Here is an 18462-nt window from a genome sequence, read left to right on the forward strand (position 1 = left end):
GGCAAGTGGCAAGCGATCAGCCAGTCCGCCACCGATGCGCCTGCTGCTGCGTGCATAAGTGCTTGGAAACAAGCTGACTTGTTTTCTGGCGTGCTTATTGCTGACGGGTTACATAGGTTTCGCCTGCGGCCCCTTGGGTTGGCACCAGGCGGTTTATCGATCGGTCAAACAATGCGGAGGTGTGCCGGTGCGTGTTTTGCTCGCCAAGGCAGGTGGTCGTTTGCTGACCGGTTCGCGCTTAGTGGCGGCATCGCCGGATGGCGGCTATGATGCAGCACGCCATTTTCAGGATCTGGACGCCAGTTGATCGATCATATCCACCAGCCAGCCCAGCCCTCTTCCGCCAGCCAGCCGGACGAGCCGCATCTGGAGAATCCCGCCGAATTTCTGACGGCGCATTTTCAGCATCTATCGCCGCCGCCCGATCGCGAATCGCCCGCGGCCAATGCCGCGCTGCAGGTCGAGGCCATCGGCTTCGCGCGCTGTCGGGGTGACTGGCTCGGGGTCGTCGTGACGCCCTGGTTTATCCGGCTGTTCCTGCTCAATGGCGGCGGCAGCCTGTGGGGCGACATTCCAGCCGGCCAGCGGCGCTATCTCGAGCTGCCCGGCGGTGTCCTGCAATTCACCGCCGACGACGACCCGGCGCTCGGGTCTTGCCAGTACTCCCCGCTGATCGATCCGGTCAGCTCCGTGCCGGACATGGCGACGGCGCGCCGGATCGCGCGGGACGCCATGGCTACCTTTTCCGGGGTGGCGGTGGCCGCGCCGCCGGTCGAGCCGGCCCCGGCCGTTTCACGCCGCGGTTTCCTGCGCCGTCTGGCCGGGCGGCGTTAAGTGATGGCGAATTTCCACTCAAGGAGTCAGCATGTGTCTGGCAATTCCCGCGCAAGTCGTTGAACTGCGCGAAGGCGACAACGCCGTGGTCGATCTGGCCGGGGTGCGCAAGGAAATTTCCCTGTCGCTGGTCGATAACGTCGCGGTCGGCGATTACGTGATCGTCCATGTCGGCTACGCGCTGAACAAGCTCGATCCGGAGGAGGCGGCGAAAACCTTGGCTTTGTTCGCCGAACTGAGTCAGTTCGGCGACGATCCGACCGTGCATTGATGAAATACATCGACGAATTCCGCGATGGCGAGGTGGCCAGCGGGCTGGCCGCAGCGATCCGCCGCGAAGCCCGGCCGGAGCGTCGCTACCATTTCATGGAGTTCTGCGGCGGCCACACCCATGCCATCTCGCGCTACGGCGTGTCCGACCTGCTGCCGGACAACGTCAAGATGATCCACGGCCCGGGCTGCCCGGTCTGCGTGTTGCCGATCGGCCGTGTCGACCAAGCGATCCGCCTGGCCCTCGACGAAGGCGTGCTGCTGTGCACTTACGGCGACTGCCTGCGCGTGCCGGCTTCCGACGGCCTGTCGCTGCTGAAGGCGAAGGCCAAGGGCGGCGATATCCGGATGGTGTATTCCAGTGCCGATGCGGTGGCTCTGGCCCAGAAAAACCCGGACCAGCAGGTCGTCTTCTTTGCCATCGGCTTCGAGACGACGACGCCGCCGACCGCCGTGGCGATCAAGCAGGCCGCTGCCTTGGGCCTCAAGAATTTCTCGGTGCTCTGTTGCCACGTGCTGACCCCGTCGGCCATTTCGAGCATCCTCGAATCGCCGGAAGTGCGCCAGTGGGGCACCGTGCCGCTTGACGGCTTCGTCGGCCCGGCGCATGTGTCGACGATCATCGGCAGCCGGCCCTACGAATTCTTCGCCGAGGAGTACCGGAAGCCGGTGGTCATCGCCGGTTTCGAGCCGCTCGACGTGATGCAGGCCATCCGCATGCTGATCCGCCAGGTCAACGAAGGCCGGGCCGAGGTCGAGAACGAGTTTTCGCGGGCCGTCGATCGGGACGGCAACAAGAAGGCGCAGAACCTGGTGGCCGAGGTTTTCGAGTTGCGCAAGCATTTCGAGTGGCGCGGCCTGAACGTGTTGCCGTATTCGGCGCTGCGCATACGCAGCCAGTTCGCCGAATTTGACGCCGAAAAGCGCTTTCCGCTCGACTACCGGCCGGTCGCCGATCACCAGGCCTGCGAGTGCGGCGCCATCCTGCGCGGCGTCAAGCGGCCGCAGGACTGCAAGCTGTTCGGTTCGGTCTGCACGCCGGAAAATCCGATCGGTTCGTGCATGGTGTCTTCCGAAGGGGCCTGTGCCGCCCACTACACTTATGGACGTTACAAGGATGTCTGACGACGCGTTGAAAACCGGGGCGGCCGCGATTCGCAAGGGCTATGTTCGGCCGCTCGATATCAAGCATGGCCGGGTCGATATGGCGCATGGCTCGGGGGGGCGGGCCATGGCGCAACTGATCGAGGAACTGTTCGCCCGCTATCTCGACAACGAATATCTCGCCCAGGGCGACGATGGCGCGTTGCTGCCGGCACCCGGTGCCGGCCGGCTGGTCATGGCGACCGACAGCCATGTCGTCTCGCCGCTGTTCTTTCCCGGTGGCGACATCGGCTGTCTGTCGGTGCATGGCACGATCAACGATGTGGCGATGATGGGGGCGACGCCGTTGTGGCTATCGGCGGCTTTCATCCTCGAAGAAGGTTTCAAGCTCGCCGATCTGGCGCGCATCGTGCAGAGTATGGCGGAAGCGGCCAAGGCTGCCGGGGTGCCGGTCGTGACCGGCGACACCAAGGTCGTCGAACGCGGCAAGGGCGACGGGGTGTTCATCACGACGACCGGTGTCGGCCTCGTCCCGCCCGGCCGGGAATTGTCCGGCCGGCAGGCGCGGCCGGGCGATGCGATCCTGGTGTCCGGCACGCTGGGCGATCACGGCATGGCGATCATGGCCGAGCGCGAAAGCTTGGGCTTCGAGTCGCCGATCGTTTCCGACACGGCGGCGCTGCACGGGCTGATTGCCGCGATGCGCGACAGCGGCGCCGACATCCATGTACTGCGCGACCCGACGCGCGGCGGACTGGCGACGACGCTGAACGAAATCGCCAAACAGTCGGGGGTCGGCATGATGCTGCAGGAGAAAGCCTTGCCGATCACTCCGGCGGTGGCGGCGGCTTGCGAATTCCTCGGTCTCGATCCGCTGTACGTCGCCAACGAAGGCAAACTGGTGGCGATCTGCGCCGAACGGGACGCCGAAAAACTACTGGCCGCGATGCACGCCCATCCGCTGGGTGCAGCCGCGGCAATAGTCGGCAGTGTGCATGAGGATGGTCATCATTTCGTCCAGATGACCACCGGCTTTGGCGGCAAACGGATCGTGGACTGGTTGTCCGGCGAGCAGTTGCCGCGGATTTGCTGAGACGCTCAGTGGCGACGCAAGGCGATGACCAGGCTTTGCACCTTGCCCAGTTCGGCGAGGACCAGGCTGCGGGCATCGTCCATGTCGTCCGCGTTGCGCACACGGAAGATGTCGCGGCTGCCATCAAGATAGCGGACGGCGGCGGTGTACTCCGGGCGGGCAGCCCGAACCGAACGGGCGCGACGAGGTGCGGCTGCTTTGCGTTGGCTTTGCATTCTGTTCCCTTTGCATCGAATGTGTGACGTGGTTTTCTTGTTTCGGCGCATCCTAGCGAAAGGCAAGCATTTGAAAAATATCGCGAAAGTTATAGTGGTGCATAAATTCTCAGGAAATCGCCTGAAAAGCCACGCCACAAGCGGGGTGACCTCTTTTGAACTAATTGTAAAAAATTGAACTTTATGCGGATCTTGTTGTTGGCGCACAGTTTCAACAGCCTGACTCAGCGGCTTTATTGCGAGCTTACCGAGCGCGGTCATCAGGTCAGCATCGAGTTCGATATCTCCGATAGCGTGAGCGAGGAAGCGGTCGCCCTGTTCCGGCCGGCGCTGATCATTGCGCCTTTCCTCAAACGGGCGATTCCCGCATCGATCTGGACGACCCATCGCTGCCTGGTCCTGCATCCGGGTATCGTCGGCGACCGCGGCCCGGCGGCCCTCGATTGGGCGATCCAGAGCGGCCGGCCGACCTGGGGGGTGACCGTGCTGCAGGCCGAGGCCGAGATGGATGCCGGGCCGGTCTGGGCGGCGGCGACTTTTCCGCTGCGCCTCGCCCGGAAGTCGTCGATCTATCGCAATGAAGTGACCGAGGCCGGCGTCCAGACCTTGTTGCTGGCGGTCGACCGGGTTGCGCAGCCGGATTTCGTGCCGGAGCGCGTTCCCGGTCAGGCGCACGGCGTGATGAAGCAGGCGGATCGGGCGATCGACTGGCAGCGCGACAGCAGTGCCAGCATTCTCGCCCGGCTGAACGCTGCCGATGGCCAGCCCGGCGTGACCGATAGCCTGTTCGGCCAGCCGTGTCATCTGTTCGATGCCTGGCCGGAAGGCCAGCTGAAAGGCCAACCGGGCCGCCTGCTCGGGCGGCGGGAAACGGCCGTCCTGCGGGCCACGGCGGACGGCGCGCTGTGGCTCGGCCAGGCCCGACGGGCTGGCGGCTTCAAGCTGCCACTGACTGGCGCCTTTCCCGAGGCGCTCGCCTTGCCGGAATTGCCCCTGGTCGATTGGTGGAAATCGGCGACGCCGACTTGGCAGGATATTGCCTACGAAGAGGCCGGCGGCGTCGGTTTCCTGTCTTTCGAGTTTTACAACGGGGCGATGAGCACGGTGCAATGCCGGCGCCTGAGCAAAGCCTTCCGCTGGGCGACGGCGCGGCCGACGCGGGTGATCGTGCTGCGCGGCGGCAGCGATTTCTGGTCGAACGGCATCCATCTGAACACCATCGAGGCGGCCGACAGTCCGGCCGACGAATCGTGGGCCAATATCAATGCCATCGACGATCTGGCCGAAGCCATCCTCTGTTGCGCGACGCAGCTGACGGTGGCGGCCATCGGCGGCAATGCCGGGGCCGGCGGCTGCTTCCTGGCCCGGGCGGCGGATTTTGTCTGGGTGCGCGACGGCGTGATGCTCAATCCGCATTACAAGAACATGGGCAACCTCTATGGCTCGGAATTCTGGAGCTATCTGCTACCGCCGCGCGTCGGCCAGGCCGGGGCTGCGGCCATCCTGCGCCATCGTCTGCCGATGACGGCGGCGGAAGCGGTCCGCCTCGGCTTTTACGATGCCTGCCTGCCGGGGCCCGGCTTTGCCATCGATGTCGCCCGGCGGGCCGCCGAACTGGCGGCGGCCGGCGATCTGCCCGAACGCCTGGTCGCCAAACAGCAGCGGCGGGCCGCCGATGAGGCGCTGAAACCGCTGGCCGCTTATCGGGCGGAGGAATTGCAGGAAATGCGCCGTAACTTCTACGGTTTCGATCCGTCCTATCACGTCGCGCGTTATCATTTCGTCGCCCGCACGCCGCATTCATGGACGCCGCGCCACCTTGCCCGCCACCGCGATCTCGACTGGAAAATTCCCGCATGAGCCAAGCCAGCCTGCGCCGCCTTCCCGCCATTCTCGTCGTCGATGACGAAGTGCGCTCGCAGGAAGCCCTGCGCCGCACGCTGGAGGAGGATTTCGAGGTTTTCTGCGCGTCCGGCGCGGCGGACGGTCTGGAAGTCCTCGAACGCGAGCAGTTCACCGCCGCCATCCGCATCGTGCTCTGCGACCAGCGGATGCCTGGTACGACCGGTGTCGAATTCCTCAAGGAAGTCCGCCTGCGCTGGCCGGACGTCGTGCGCATCATCTTGTCGGGTTACAGCGATGCCGAAGACATCATCTCCGGAGTCAACGAAGCCGGTATCTGGCAATACCTGTTGAAGCCCTGGCAGCCGGAACAGCTGCTGTTGACGCTGCAGCGCGCCGCCGAAGTGTGGCGTCTGCAGCAGGAAAACCAGCGGCTGACCCTCGATCTGCGCTGTGCCGAGCCGGTGCTGAAAAAACGCGTCGACAGCAAGCAGGAGAAGGTCAAAAGCCGCTTCGGCCTGGGTGCGCTGATCCGCGCTCCGGGCAGCCCGCTCGATGCGGTCTGCGCGCTGGTCCGGCGCGTCGCCCCCTACGATCTGTCGGTGATGGTGACCGGTGAGTCGGGAACCGGCAAGGAAATGGTCGCCCGCGCCATCCATTACGAGAGCCGGCGCGCCGACCGGCCCTTCATCACCGAAAACTGCGGCGCCCTGCCCGACAGCCTGCTCGAATCCGAACTGTTCGGCTACAAGCGCGGTGCCTTTACCGGCGCCGTCGAAGATCGCGTCGGCCTCTTTCAGCAGGCCGACGGCGGCACCTTGTTCCTCGACGAAATCGGCGAGACCAGCCCGGCTTTCCAGGTCAAGCTGCTGCGCGTCCTGCAGGAAGGCGAATTCCGGCCGCTCGGCAGCAATCGCGCGGTCAATGTCGATGTCCGGGTGATTGCCGCGACCAATCGCGATCTCGAAGAGGATGTCCGGACTGGCCGCTTCCGCGAGGATCTCTATTACCGGTTGGCGACCATTTCGCTGCATGTCGCGCCGCTGCGCGAACGGCCGATGGATCTGCCCTTGCTCGCCCGGCACCTGCTGCAGACCAGCGCCCGGGCGCTCGACAAGGCGGCCGACGGTTTCAGCGAGGCGGCGCTCGCCGGGCTGAGCACCTACCGCTGGCCGGGCAATGTCCGCGAATTGCAGAATGAAATTCTGCGCATGGTGGCGCTGGCCGACAGCGCGCTGCTCGGTGCCGATCTGCTGTCGCCGCGCCTGCTCGGGGCGAGCGCCAACGGCACGCTGACGGCCGATGCCGCGCACGTTGCCGACGGCTTGACCGGCGGTCTGCGCGAACGGATGGATCAGCTTGAGCAGCGCGTCCTGAAGGAGGCCATGGGCCGCCATCGCGGCAACAAGTCGCGGGCGGCCCGCGAACTCGGCCTGTCGCGCGTCGGTCTGCGCAGCAAGCTGGTGCGCTACGGGTTGGAGCCGGCCGAATGAAAATCCTCTGGCTGCAGAGTGGCGGTTGTGGTGGCTGCACGCAGTCGATGCTGTGTGCCGAGCCGCGCCCGCTGTTCGACGAATTGCGCGATGCCGGCATTGAATTTCTCTGGCACCCGGCGCTGTCGCTGGAAAGCGGCGAAGAAGCGCAGCAGGTGCTCGAAGATTGTGCCGCTGGCCGGCTCGCCTTCGATGTGTTGTGTGTCGAAGGCGCCATGCTGCGCGGCCCGAACGGCAGCGGCAAGTTCCACCTGATGGCCGGCAACGGCCGGCCGCTAACCGAATGGGTCGAACGGCTGGCTGGGCAGGCCAGGTGGGTGTTCGCCATCGGTTCATGCACGGCGTATGGCGGCCTGTCGGCCAATACGCCGGGCAATCCGCTGGAAGCCTGCGGTCTGCAGTACGACACCAACACGCTGGGCGGCCTGCTCGGGGCGAGCTTCCAGTCGCGCGGCGGGCTGCCGGTGGTCAATATCGCCGGCTGCCCGACTCATCCCGGCTGGATCGTCGACACCCTCGAAAAGCTGGCGCTGGAAGGCCTCAGCGTCGCCGATCTGGATGAATTTGGCCGGCCGCTGCTCTATGCCGACCAGCTCGTGCATCACGGTTGCGGGCGCAACGAGTTTTACGAGTTCAAGGCGAGCGCCGAAAAGCACTCCGATCTCGGTTGCCTGATGGAAAACCTCGGCTGCAAGGGCACCCAGGCACACGCCGACTGCAACCTGCGGCCGTGGAACGGCAACGGCTCCTGTGTGAAGGGGGGCTTCGCCTGCATCGCCTGTACCGAGCCGGGGTTCGAAGCGCCCGGCCATGCGTTCCAGCAGACGCCCAAGGTCGCCGGCATCCCGATCGGTTTGCCGACCGACATGCCGAAGGCCTGGTTCGTCGCCTTGGCGGCCCTCTCCAAGTCGGCGACCCCGAAGCGGGTGCGCGACAACGCCGTGGTCGATCATCCGGTGATCCGGCCAGCCGTCAAGAAGGCGCAGAAATGAAGCGCATCCAGCTCGGGCCGTTCAATCGCGTCGAAGGCGATCTTGAAGTCGGTCTCGATGTCGAGGCCGGGCAGGTCGTTGCGGCGCGGGTCAATTCGCCGCTCTTTCGCGGTTTCGAGCAGATCCTGGTCGGCCGTCTGGCGGAGGACGCGCTGGCCATCGTGCCGCGCATCTGCGGCATCTGCTCGGTCGCCCAGTCGGCGGCGGCGGCCACGGCACTGGCCGATCTGGCCGGCGTCACCCCGCCAGCGAACGGCGTGCTGGCCCAGCGCCTAATCCTGGCCACCGAAAATCTGGCCGATCACCTGACCCATTTCTACCTGTTCTTCATGCCGGACTTCGCCGGTCCGGCTTATGCCGGGCGGCCTTGGTACGACCAAACAGCCGCCCGTTTCATGGCGGTCAAAGGCCAGGCCAGCGGCCCGGCGCTGCAGGCGCGCGCCCGCTTCTTTCATCTGATCGGCCTGCTCGCCGGGCGCTGGCCGCACACGCTGGCCGTCCAGCCGGGCGGCAGCAGCAAGGCGATGACGGCGGCCGAGCGCACCCGCGTGTTGGCGGTACTGCGCGAGTTCCGCGCCTTCCTCGAAGGGGGGCTGCTCGGCGACAGCCTCGAGAATTTTGCCGCGCTGGCCGACGGACAAGCACTGCAGGCCTGGGCCGCCGGGCGCAGTGCCGATTTCCCGCTGTTCCTGCGCGTCGCCACCGATCTGGCGCTGGAGCGGACTGGCCGGGCGAGCGATCATTTCCTTTCCTACGGCGCCTATGACTTGTTCGCCAGTGGCCTCTGGCAACCGGATCGCGCCTCCGACGGGGGCATTCTCGACCAACTCGACCCGGCAAAAATCACCGAAGACACCCGCCACGCCCGGCTGGCCGAGAGTCCGCCATGTTCGCCCGCCCTCGGCGAAACCGTCGTCAATGCCGAGAAGGCCGGCGCCTATACCTGGTGCAAGGCGCCGCGCTATGCCGGCCAGGTCGTCGAAACCGGCGCCCTGGCCCGCCAGTTGGTGGCCGGCAACCAACTCGCCCGCGACCTCGTCGCCAGCCATGGCGGCAGCGTCACGGCCCGCATCGTCGCCCGCATGATCGAACTGGCCACGGTACTGCCGGCGATGGAGCAATGGGTCCGCGCCATCGTCCCCGGCGAAGCATTCTGCTTGCCCGCCCCACTGCCGGAATCCGGCGAAGGCGTCGGACTGATCGAAGCAGCACGCGGTGGCCTGGGCCACTGGTTGAGCGTCAAACGCGGCCGCATCGAGCGTTACCAGATCATCGCGCCGACCACCTGGAATTTCTCGCCGCGCGACCGCGAAGGCCAGCCCGGCCCGCTCGAACAGGCCCTTATCGGCCTGCCGGCCGGCGATGGGGCGCTGCCGACCGTGCAGCATGTGGTGCGCTCGTTCGATCCGTGCATGGTGTGTACTGTGCATTAGCCCCGGAAGGCCCATCTGGCAGGCTTCTCTGGATTGTTCACCAAATGTTTACCAACTCCAGCTTGGAATCAGGCAGTTTTCACCTCGATCCACTCCGCGCCGCCAGCGTCACCGTGGATAACGCTCCATCGCGACTGTCAAAATGTGCCGGTCATCTATCCCAACCGAGCAATCTTGCTTGCTGCCCCTGCGATATGGTGTGCCAGCGCATCAATGCATGGCTGGAAGGCCTGAGAAAAGCCCTGCTCACTGCGTAGCTTGCTTAGGTAGCGTTGTGCGAGCTCCTCCGCTCGGATCCACACTTCCGGTGGTATGTCAGCGTGAATGGTTGCATCGAGAAGGGTTGAAGGGATACCGCCTCCAGACTTGGGGGCAAACCCCATTGGGAGCATGTCATAGGCTGGGGCAAGCTCGTACGGTCGGCCATGCTCGGAAACGAATGAGAGGTTTCCTGTGTGCATGTCCGTGTTGCCAATCAGTACGCCGAAGGCTTGCAGCAGTGATGCGCTGGCCGCCGATTCTGGCGAAATATGGCCTTCCTTTGCCAGTGAATGGGCGATAACTGACCAGCCGGCAGCGCCAGCACCAACGAACTCGGCATCGAGCGCCTTCATACTGAATAGCCCCCGCCGTCCCAATTCGCCTACACGGTCAAATCGCTCCACTTCCAGGAAGCGTTGAGAGCCGAAATCCATGACCCGTGTGCGCACAGCGGAAATGCCCTCTTCGTTGAGCGTGTCGAGGGCCAGGTGTTCGGCCAACAGAAGATCACGCCACCGCTCGGTAACCGGGTTGTCTTCAACCAGGGTGAACTTGACGATGACGTGCCTTGGGCCGTCCGGTGTCTGGACATAAGAGACGAACTTCGGTTGTTCCCCGCCTGCCGATGATCCAGGCACTTCTCCCCGCGCCGAATCTTCGGCGAACTGGATATAGGCACTTTGCTTGTCTGACTGGGAAATAGGGTTTCCGGGCGGCGAGGATAGAAATGCATTCCTTGCTGACTCCCCTAGTAGCAAATTACCGATGGCATCGAAACCATGAACGAGCAGGGCCCGGAGAGCATGGGCGTCGTCCCAATCATTGAGCTGGTTGGGGAGGCCAAGCATCGCCGCGTGACGGGCGGCGTAGTTCCGACCGAGATACCCTTGCGGCCTCATGTCGTACAGCCACCAAGGCAGGGAATCGCTGTGCAGCGTCTTCCCGTCGCTCTGCAACATGACAAACCCATCCGGGCGAACAGGAATCAGTGTTCCTAGCTGCAGAATAGTTCCTTCTGCCGAAACACGAAAAACGGGGATTTCTCCGATGCCTCGTCTGGTATCGCGTAGGGCGTATTGAATAGATGGGCCGTTTCCAATGCGAACGACTTCATCTCCCAGCGCATTGATCGCTCGGGATATGGTTGGCTGGCTTAACCCAAGGCTGTCAACGAGTTGGCGGACTTGTCTTGGGCCTCGGCCTAGCTGAATTCGGATGGAGTCGGTATGTGCTGACACGGCTATGAATAGCTTTTTGAATAGATTTGTGAATAGGAATTGTATGGTAACTATGGTTACTTGTGTAGCCGGCACTGCGCGTTTTCGACTATCTGCCGACAAGTGTGGAATATGCCACGGCCTATCGTTTTGGCATCGCAGTAACCTCTGTTTATCGGAGGTGTGGCCATGACAATCAATGCAAGCGTAGTTCTCGAAAAGAATGAATTCGTTGCCGATTTGAGCGACGGTCGGCAGATTCGGCAATCCGGGGTGCGGGAGATTGCCAGTGCCCTGCATCGGGCTGGCGTGCTCGCCCAGAATGCCCAGTGCGAATGGCGCGCCGGGCATCGCATGCTGACGGCGGGCCAGCAGGTCGCGCTGAATGCGGAAATGCGTCGCCTCGAACATCTGCTTCCCGGCATGCCGATGGCGGCATAGTCAGCTCGGCTGTTGTCAGGAGTTTGCCGTACCCGCTTTACGTTCCAGCCTTGGCCGGTCCTTTGCGCCAGAGCGGCGACAGGCCGAGTAGTCCGATGATCGGGCCGGGCAGCAGTAACCAGGCGATGTAGACGCCCCAGTCGCCAATCCAGCGCGTGCCGAGGTGAATCGACAGCATGGTGATGGCGAAACCGATGGCGTTCTGGAAAGCCAGGGCGCTGCCGACGATTTCCGGCGGACAGGCGCGGGCCGAGAGGGCCGAGAAATGCGGTGAGTCGGCAACGACCGTGGCGCCCCACAACAGCAATAAGACGATTTTTGCCCATTCCGGCCAGCCCCCGGCAACCGGGTAGAGCGCACAGCACAGCGCCGATAGGGCGAGCGCCATGGCTGCCACCCGGGCGCTGCCGATCCGTTGGCTGGCCCAGCCGCCGGCCAGGCAGCCGAGCGCCCCAATCGCGATGATGGCGAAGGCGAAGCCGGAAAGCGCCGAGCTGCCGGGGGTTGCCAGTCCGCTGAGGATGACGAGGGCCGGGGTCAGCGTCCAGAAGGCATACAACTCCCACTGGTGGCCGAAGTAGCCGAAAGCGGAGGCGCGGAATTCGCTGATCGAAAAACTGTAGAAGACTCGCCCGAGACGCAGCGGCGGGGCATCGTGGCGGCGCTTCAGGTGTGGGCCGTCGCCGAGATGGAAAATCAGTGCCGCGGCCAGCACGGCCAGACCGGATGAAACAAGAATGGTGTTTTGCCAGGTCCAGCCGGCGCCGGCTAGACGTATGCCGTGTGGCAGTGCGGTGCCCAGAGTCAACATGCCGACCAGTTGAGCAAGCGCGCTGCCGGCTCGCTCCGGCACCCAGCTGACAACCAGTTTCATGCCCAGCGGATACACGCCGGCCAGGCAGAGGCCGACGGCGAAACGCAGCATCACACCGCTCGCCATGCCGCTGGCGAACAGCGCGAAAGCGGCATTGGCCAGCGCCCCGCCGATGGCGCAGACGGCAAAGATGCGGCTGGCGGCGTAGCGGTCAGCCAGGCCGGAAATGGCGAAGCTCAGCGTGCCGATGATGAAGCCGAGCTGCACCGCATTGGTCAGCGTGCCGAGATCGGCCGGCGTGATGCCCCATTGGCGGCTCAGATCGTCGGCCGCGCTGTTGGCGGAGAACCACAGCGAGGTGCCGAACAGCTGGGCGATGACGATGACGGGAACCGGATTTCGCATGGCGGCAAAAGGGAAGTCGGCCGCCAAGCATACCTCAGCCCGGCCAGTTGGCGAGCGCGGTGAGGCAAGCAAGCGGGGGCGCGTGCGGCCCCCGCTCGGTCAGAAGCCGATCTTCCGGCTGCGGCCCATGCGGGCCATTTCAAAATCGCCGGCGACCAGGCTGTTGCGCCCTTCCAGCTTGGCCGTGCCGAAGGCGGCCATCAGGCGCTTGCGCATGTCGCGCGGCGGCAGCGAGCCGAGCCGTTCGAGCACGGCTTCGTCGGCTTCCGGCGGGAAGCCCCAGTCGTGCTGGCTGACGATCTCACGGTAGAGGGCGGCGGCGATGCTGATCGCGGCATCGTGGTCCGGGCGCGGCACCTCGTAGACATTCATCCGGTTGAGGATCGGTTCCGGGATCGAACGCTCGTCGTTGGCCGTGGTCACCCACAGGATGTGCGAGGCATCGATGTCGATATCGATGAACTCGTCCTTGAAGCTGCGCGCCGTGTCCTTTTCGAGCAGGTTGTACAGCGAGCCCATCGGGTCGTAGCGTGAATCGCCGCCGGCCTTGTCCACTTCGTCGAGCACCACGATGGGGTTGGCGAAGTCGCCATGCACCAAAGTGTGCGCCACCTTGCCCGGCTTGGCGTTATTCCACTGCGCCGAAGCGCCGGAAAGAATCCAGCCGGCGGTCAGCGAACTCATCGAGATGAACTCGTGGCCGGTGCCGAGCTTGCCGGCCAGCTCGCGGGCGAAGTGGGTCTTGCCGATGCCCGGCTCGCCGAGCAGCAGGATGGGCGTGAAGCTCATCGGCTCGTTGCCGGCCACCGACAGCGCGATGTACTTTTTCAGGTCGTCGATCACTTCCCTGAAGTTGGGGCAGCTGTCGTAGAGCTCGTCGATCATGTCGGCGCCGTTCGGGCGGACCAGGAAACGGCCGCCGCCGCGCTGGCGCATTTTCTCGTAATAGCTGGCCAGCGCTTCGTTGCGGTTGCCCGCCGCGTCCTCCATGGCGCGCTCGATGTCGGCCACGTGGTAGATGGTGCGCTCTTCAGCGACCGAGAGTCGGATGTCGTTGCTTGCCATGATGACTTCCTCCTAGACCTGCATGAGTCGGTAAATGGATCTCGGATGCAATGGTTTGAATCCGAAACCACGATTCAATCCAAGCATATCCCGTTCCAGATATTCAACCGGGCGTCTTGGTCAGCAATAGGCGACGGCGGTGTCAGGGCATCCAGAAAGAGGCTTTTTGTTCGACGCGGGTCGTCGGGTCGTTCGCGTCGGTGATAGCGAAGGTGATCGGGTGGGAGCCGCTGGGCGCCGCGCCGGGATCGACTTTGACTGTCAGCGCAAGATCCTGCATCGCCGCGCCGGGAACGCTGACCGTGTCGGCGCCGTGCAGCCGGATGCCGGCGATTCCGGCAACTTCAATGCGGTAGCGGCGGTCCTGTTCGCTGGCATTGGTCAGGTGCATCTGGAAAGTGTTTTCAATGGCGCCGTCGTCGCTTTCGCGATAGAGCACGGCGCGCTCCTTCTGGACGCCGACCTTGAGCGGCATCTTGGTGGCCAGCGACCAGGCGGTCAGGCCGCTCAGAATCAGGAAGGCGGCGAGGTAAAGCATGGTGCGCAGGCGAAAGGCGCGGCGGACAATCTGCGGCTGGGTGAAGTGATTTTCGACGGCGTTTTCCGTCGAATAGCGGATCAGGCCGCGCGGGTAGTGCATCTTGTCCATCACCTGGTCGCAGGCATCGATACAGGCGGCGCAACCGATGCATTCGAGCTGCAGGCCGTCGCGGATGTCGATGCCGGTCGGACAGACCTGGACGCAGATGCCGCAATCGATGCAGTCGCCGAGTCCGGCGACGCGCGGGTCGGCTTTTTTCGGACGACTGCCGCGCGCTTCACCGCGTTCGGCGTCGTAGGCGATGATCAGCGTATCGCGGTCGAACATCACGAACTGGAACTGGGCGTAGGGACAGATGTACTTGCACATGTGCTCGCGCAGGAAGCCGGCCATGCCGTAAGTGGCCAGGCCGTAAAACAGCACCCAGAACAGTTCCCAGGCGCCGATCGTGGCGAGGCCGATGCTGCTGAGCAATTCGCGCATCGGCGTGAAATAGCCGACGAAAGTCAGTCCGGTCCACAGCGAAATGAGCAGCCAGATGGCGTGCTTTAGCGTTTTCTTGGCCAGCTTTTGTGGTGATGACGGGGCGGCATCGAGCTTGATGCGCCGTGGCCGATCACCCTCGATCCATTTTTCGATCCAGAGAAAAATTTCGGTATAGACCGTCTGCGGGCAGGTATAGCCGCACCACAGGCGGCCGGCGACGGCGGTGAAGAGAAACAATGCGAGGGCCGACAACAGCAGCAGGATGGCCAGGTAAATCGTGTCCTGCGGCCAGAGCACCAGATCGAAGATATAGAAGCGGCGTAGTTCGAGATCGAACAGCACGGCCTGCCGGCCGTTCCACGGCAACCAGCAGAGGCCGTAAAAAATCGCCTGGGTCAGCCAGACGAAAGCGATCCGCCAGTTCTGGAACAGGCCGCTGATCGAGCGCGGATAGACTTTGGCGTTGGGGTCGGTCACCGCTTTGATCTCGATGACTCGCCTGGCCGGGGATTGCTTTACCATGATCGCGCTGGGGTCTCTGTTGTGGTTTTAAACATGTATAATTTTTGAATCTTAATGGTAGCAATGAATCTTCACCCAATGCAATCCTGGAAATCCGTCTGATGCGCCTCAGTTCCTTTTCCGATTACAGCCTGCGCGTCCTGATGTACCTCGGCGTGCACGCCGGGCGTCTGGCGACCATTGCCGAGATCGCCGCTTCCTACGGCATTTCGGAAAACCATCTGATGAAAGTCGTGCACCAGTTGGGCCGGTTGAGCTACATCGAGACGGTACGCGGCAAGGGCGGCGGCATGCGCCTGGCGAAGCCGCCAGCCGACATTCGCCTGGGCGAGGTGATTCGCCAGACCGAGATCGACTGTGCCCTGGTCGAATGCTTCGGCGCGGCTTCGACTTGCCAGATTCAGGCGGCCTGCCGCCTGCCGTCGATTCTCGACGAGGCGCTGGCGGCGATGTTCAAGGTCCTCGACAGCTACACGCTGGCCGATCTGCTGCACAGCCCGGGCCAATTGACGCAAGTCCTATTCGCCCGCCCGGTGACCCAGCCCGTCGTGTAGCTGGCCGGCGGGTTGCGCGCCGGCGGGAATGGCGGCATTGTGGCAGGCGTTTACGCGCAGAGGCTGACTGATGGAACGCTTTACCATTTCCCTGGACGAATCGCTGGCCCGGCAGTTTGACCAACTGATCGCGGCGCGCGGTTACAGCAACCGCTCGGAAGCGGTGCGCGACCTGATCCGCGGCGCCATCGAGGGTGACCGCCAGCGCGATCCGCCGGCCGGTCATTGCGTCGCCAACCTCTCTTACGTCTACAACCACCACGAGCGCGAACTGGCCGAGCGGCTGACCAGTCTGCAGCATGATCATCACGATCTGACGGTGGCGGCGCTGCACAGCCATCTCGATCACGACAATTGCCTCGAATCGGTCATCCTGAAAGGCACTACCGCCGACGTCCGGCAATTCGCCGAGGCCCTGATCGCCGAACGCGGCGTGCGCCACGGGCTGCTCAACGTGATCGCCCTCGAAGCCGAGACGCATCACGCTCACGACGAACACGGCGCCGCGCATGTCCACTACCGTCCCGCCCGCTGACAGCCCGCTCGCCGCAGTTTCCGAAGGTCTCGGCGAACAGGCCTGGATCGAAGTCATCCAGAAGATGGATGAGGTCTACAACGACCTGCTGCAGTACGAAGTGGCGCTTGAAGAAAAGAATGCCGCGCTCGAGGAGTCGCACCAGTTCATCGAGAGCGTGCTGGCTTCGATGTCGGACATCCTGATCGTCTGCGACCGCAACGGCAATATCGAGGAAGTGAATGCCTCGCTTTGCCACTTCGCCGGCAAGGATCAGGCGGCGCTGGAACATACGCCGGTCTTCAGTCTTTTCGCCGACGACAGCGAACGGGCCAGGGCGCGCGAGGTGTTCGCCCGTTTCGGTCGGGAAGGCGTGCACGACTGCGAGTTCTTCTTGCGGGCCGGCGACGGCGCTACCGTGCCGGTGTCGATGAACTGCACGCCGCGCGTCTCGCAGACCGGCAAGCTGATGGGCATGGTCGTCACCGGCCGGCCGGTCGGCGAGTTGCGCCGCGCCTACCAGGCCTTGCGCCAGGCGCACGACGATCTGAAGCGCACGCAAGGCCAGTTGTTGCACGCCGAGAAGATGGTTTCGCTCGGCCGTCTGGTGGCCGGCGTGGCGCATGAACTGAACAATCCGATCAGCTTCGTACTGGGCAACGTGCTGTCGCTGAAGCGCTATGCCCAGCGTCTCGAAAACTATCTCGGCGCCGTCCAAGTGGTCGATAACCCGGAACTCAAGGCGCTGCGCGCCGAATTGCGTATCGACCGGGTGCTCGCCGACATGCCGCTGTTGATCGACGGGATGATCGAAGGCGCCGAGCGGACCCGCGATATCGTCGATGCGCTCAAGCGTTTCTCGGCGGTGGACAAGATGACGCCGGAGCAGGTCAGCCTCAATGAAGTGGTCGAGCGCTCGGTGCGCTGGGTGGTGCAGAGCGCCTCGGCCCGCTTCGCAGTCAGCGTCGATTTGCCGCCCCGGCTGATCTGCTCGGGTTCTTCCGGGCAACTGCAGCAGGTGGTGATGAACCTCGTGCAAAACGCCTGCGACGCGACGATCAACCAGCCGGAGGCGCGCCTGAAGATCTCCGGCCAGGTCGAAAACGGCATGGCTTACATTCGGTTCATCGACAACGGACCGGGCATTTCCGAAGAACATCTCGGCCGCCTGTTCGAGCCTTTCTTCACCACCAAGCCGGTCGGTCAGGGGACCGGGCTGGGGCTGTCGATCAGCTACGGCATCGTCGAACGCCATGGTGGCAAGCTGGCCGCTGCCAATCTGCCGGAAGGAGGAGCGGAATTCATCCTTGCACTGCCGGTGGAAAGCAGTTGATCACTTGGCCGTGGCGAATGGCGGTCGCCGGACCGGCAAGTCAATACGAACAATGACTTATTGCGCTGGCACGTTACTTGTATGAAGATTGTTAAAACCTTCATACAAGGCTTGCCATGGAAACCCTGCCCTCCGACTGGCTGTCGCTGCTGATCCTGACCTTCGTGCTCGGCATGAAGCACGGTTTCGACGCCGACCATCTGGCGACCATCGATGGCCTGACCCGCTACAACACTTGCAGCCGGCCGGGACTGGCGCGCTACTGCGGTACCTTGTTTTCGCTCGGCCACGGTGCCGTGGTCATGGCCATTGCCCTCGGCGTTTCGGCCATCGCCGGGCAGTGGACCGTGCCGGAATGGTTCGCCGTGCTTGGCTCGGTCATTTCCATCGCCTTCCTGGTCGCCCTCGGCAGCCTCAATCTGGCGGCCGTGCTGCGTGCCGGGCCGGATGAAATGGTCCTGCCGCTTGGCCTTAAGGGGCGCCTGCTCGGCAAGCTCCGTCATGTCTCGCATCCGGCGCTGGTGGCGTTGGTCGGCGCGCTGTTTGCGCTGTCCTTCGACACCCTGTCGCAAGCCGCTTTTTTTGCGCTGACCGCCACCCAGTTCGGCGGCTGGCAGCACGCACTGCTGCTGGCGCTGCTGTTTATGCTCGGCATGTTGTTGACCGACGGCATCAACGGTTTGTGGATCGCCCGCCTGATCGCCCGGGCCGACCAGGTGGCGCTGGTCGCCTCGCGGGTCATGGGCTTGGTGGTTTCCGGCATCAGCCTGCTGGTCGCTGCTTTCGGCGCGGCCAAGTTGCTGTCGCCGGGCATCGATGCCTGGAGTGACGGCAAGGAACTGATTTTTGGCTTTGCGCTGGTCGCCATCATCGCTGCCAGTTTCGTGGTGGCCGTGCGCCTGACACGCCGGCCGGCGGTCGCTTGAATTAACGGTGATTGAGGGGGAATGGCCGGGCAACCGGCCTTTTTTAAAAATGAGAGTAAGACAAAAAATATTTTACTCATACCTTCTCGCTGCGGTCGGCAGTGCTT

The 18462-nt window shown here is 63.8% G+C and carries 19 protein-coding genes; 14 read left to right on the forward strand and 5 right to left on the reverse strand.

What is annotated here, in order from left to right:
• The first annotated feature begins 58 nt into the window (after positions 1–58).
• The 5 genes from ACLIKD_RS19735 to hypE are packed head-to-tail and all read left to right on the forward strand — an operon-like array spanning position 59 to position 3301.
• The gene (locus ACLIKD_RS19735) at positions 59–307 is read left to right on the forward strand and encodes a hypothetical protein (RefSeq protein WP_428826357.1); all 249 of its coding nucleotides are present in this window, start codon (positions 59–61) and stop codon (positions 305–307) included.
• Positions 304–834, forward strand: a complete 531-nt coding sequence (hybE, locus tag ACLIKD_RS19740; protein ID WP_428826358.1) for a [NiFe]-hydrogenase assembly chaperone HybE — start codon at positions 304–306, stop codon at positions 832–834. Before ACLIKD_RS19735 ends, hybE begins: the two co-directional genes overlap by 4 nt.
• Positions 835–865: 31 nt before the next feature.
• Positions 866–1105: a HypC/HybG/HupF family hydrogenase formation chaperone gene (locus ACLIKD_RS19745; protein ID WP_428826359.1), complete on the forward strand. Its 240-nt coding sequence runs from the start codon at positions 866–868 to the stop codon at positions 1103–1105.
• The gene (gene hypD / locus ACLIKD_RS19750; protein ID WP_428826360.1) at positions 1105–2229 is read left to right on the forward strand and encodes a hydrogenase formation protein HypD; all 1125 of its coding nucleotides are present in this window, start codon (positions 1105–1107) and stop codon (positions 2227–2229) included. The genes ACLIKD_RS19745 and hypD overlap by 1 nt, the downstream gene beginning before the upstream one ends.
• Complete coding sequence (hypE, locus tag ACLIKD_RS19755) at positions 2222–3301, forward strand: hydrogenase expression/formation protein HypE (RefSeq protein ID WP_428826361.1); 1080 nt, start codon at positions 2222–2224, stop codon at positions 3299–3301. The genes hypD and hypE overlap by 8 nt, the downstream gene beginning before the upstream one ends.
• A gap of 5 nt (positions 3302–3306) precedes the next feature.
• On the opposite strand, the gene ACLIKD_RS19760 is transcribed toward hypE, so the two are convergent.
• A complete protein-coding gene (locus ACLIKD_RS19760; protein WP_428826362.1) occupies positions 3307–3516 on the reverse strand; it encodes a hypothetical protein in 210 nt (69 codons plus the stop codon).
• A 198-nt stretch (positions 3517–3714) separates the two neighbouring features.
• Between ACLIKD_RS19760 and ACLIKD_RS19765 the strand changes: the two genes are divergently transcribed.
• Genes ACLIKD_RS19765 through ACLIKD_RS19780 form a run of 4 tightly spaced genes read left to right on the forward strand, consistent with a single transcriptional unit; the run spans position 3715 to position 9276 of the window.
• The gene (locus tag ACLIKD_RS19765) at positions 3715–5376 is read left to right on the forward strand and encodes a hydrogenase maturation protein (RefSeq protein ID WP_428826363.1); all 1662 of its coding nucleotides are present in this window, start codon (positions 3715–3717) and stop codon (positions 5374–5376) included.
• Positions 5373–6851: a sigma-54-dependent transcriptional regulator gene (locus ACLIKD_RS19770; RefSeq protein ID WP_226471864.1), complete on the forward strand. Its 1479-nt coding sequence runs from the start codon at positions 5373–5375 to the stop codon at positions 6849–6851. The genes ACLIKD_RS19765 and ACLIKD_RS19770 overlap by 4 nt, the downstream gene beginning before the upstream one ends.
• On the forward strand, positions 6848–7843 hold the full coding sequence (locus tag ACLIKD_RS19775; protein ID WP_428826364.1) for a HupU protein: 996 nt from the start codon (positions 6848–6850) through the stop codon (positions 7841–7843). Before ACLIKD_RS19770 ends, ACLIKD_RS19775 begins: the two co-directional genes overlap by 4 nt.
• Positions 7840–9276, forward strand: coding sequence for a nickel-dependent hydrogenase large subunit (locus ACLIKD_RS19780; RefSeq protein WP_428826365.1), 1437 nt, complete (start codon positions 7840–7842; stop codon positions 9274–9276). The genes ACLIKD_RS19775 and ACLIKD_RS19780 overlap by 4 nt, the downstream gene beginning before the upstream one ends.
• Before the next feature lie 155 nt (positions 9277–9431).
• On the opposite strand, the gene yjjJ is transcribed toward ACLIKD_RS19780, so the two are convergent.
• The gene (gene yjjJ / locus ACLIKD_RS19785) at positions 9432–11054 is read right to left on the reverse strand and encodes a type II toxin-antitoxin system HipA family toxin YjjJ (RefSeq protein WP_428828359.1); all 1623 of its coding nucleotides are present in this window, start codon (positions 11052–11054) and stop codon (positions 9432–9434) included.
• On the opposite strand from yjjJ, the gene ACLIKD_RS19790 reads away from it, so the two are divergent.
• Positions 10944–11195: a hypothetical protein gene (locus ACLIKD_RS19790; protein WP_428828388.1), complete on the forward strand. Its 252-nt coding sequence runs from the start codon at positions 10944–10946 to the stop codon at positions 11193–11195. The two genes, yjjJ and ACLIKD_RS19790, sit on opposite strands and share 111 nt — an antisense overlap.
• Before the next feature lie 37 nt (positions 11196–11232).
• On the opposite strand, the gene ACLIKD_RS19795 is transcribed toward ACLIKD_RS19790, so the two are convergent.
• The 3 genes from ACLIKD_RS19795 to ccoG all read right to left on the reverse strand — a co-directional run bounded on the left by ACLIKD_RS19795 (position 11233) and on the right by ccoG (position 15028).
• Entirely contained in the window at positions 11233–12441 is a 1209-nt protein-coding gene (locus tag ACLIKD_RS19795; RefSeq protein WP_428826366.1) for an MFS transporter, read from the reverse strand.
• Positions 12442–12513: 72 nt separating this feature from the next.
• On the reverse strand, positions 12514–13479 hold the full coding sequence (locus tag ACLIKD_RS19800; RefSeq protein ID WP_428826367.1) for an AAA family ATPase: 966 nt from the start codon (positions 13477–13479) through the stop codon (positions 12514–12516).
• A 142-nt stretch (positions 13480–13621) separates the two neighbouring features.
• Positions 13622–15028 (reverse strand): cytochrome c oxidase accessory protein CcoG, encoded by a 1407-nt coding sequence (gene ccoG, locus ACLIKD_RS19805; protein WP_428826368.1) that lies wholly within the window; start codon positions 15026–15028, stop codon positions 13622–13624.
• A gap of 101 nt (positions 15029–15129) precedes the next feature.
• On the opposite strand from ccoG, the gene ACLIKD_RS19810 reads away from it, so the two are divergent.
• From ACLIKD_RS19810 to ACLIKD_RS19825, 4 genes are all read left to right on the forward strand, one after another.
• Positions 15130–15582 carry an RrF2 family transcriptional regulator gene (locus ACLIKD_RS19810; RefSeq protein WP_428826369.1) on the forward strand — a complete coding sequence of 151 codons (453 nt, stop codon included), beginning with the start codon at positions 15130–15132 and terminating at the stop codon, positions 15580–15582.
• Positions 15583–15652: 70 nt separating this feature from the next.
• Entirely contained in the window at positions 15653–16117 is a 465-nt protein-coding gene (gene nikR / locus ACLIKD_RS19815; protein WP_226471856.1) for a nickel-responsive transcriptional regulator NikR, read from the forward strand.
• A complete protein-coding gene (locus ACLIKD_RS19820; protein WP_428826370.1) occupies positions 16092–17429 on the forward strand; it encodes a sensor histidine kinase in 1338 nt (445 codons plus the stop codon). The genes nikR and ACLIKD_RS19820 overlap by 26 nt, the downstream gene beginning before the upstream one ends.
• A gap of 116 nt (positions 17430–17545) precedes the next feature.
• The gene (locus ACLIKD_RS19825) at positions 17546–18355 is read left to right on the forward strand and encodes a nickel transporter (RefSeq protein ID WP_428826371.1); all 810 of its coding nucleotides are present in this window, start codon (positions 17546–17548) and stop codon (positions 18353–18355) included.
• The last annotated feature ends 107 nt before the right edge of the window (positions 18356–18462 follow it).

The organism is Azonexus sp. IMCC34842, from assembly GCF_050368855.1.
Lineage (GTDB): Bacteria > Pseudomonadota > Gammaproteobacteria > Burkholderiales > Rhodocyclaceae > Azonexus > Azonexus denitrificans_A.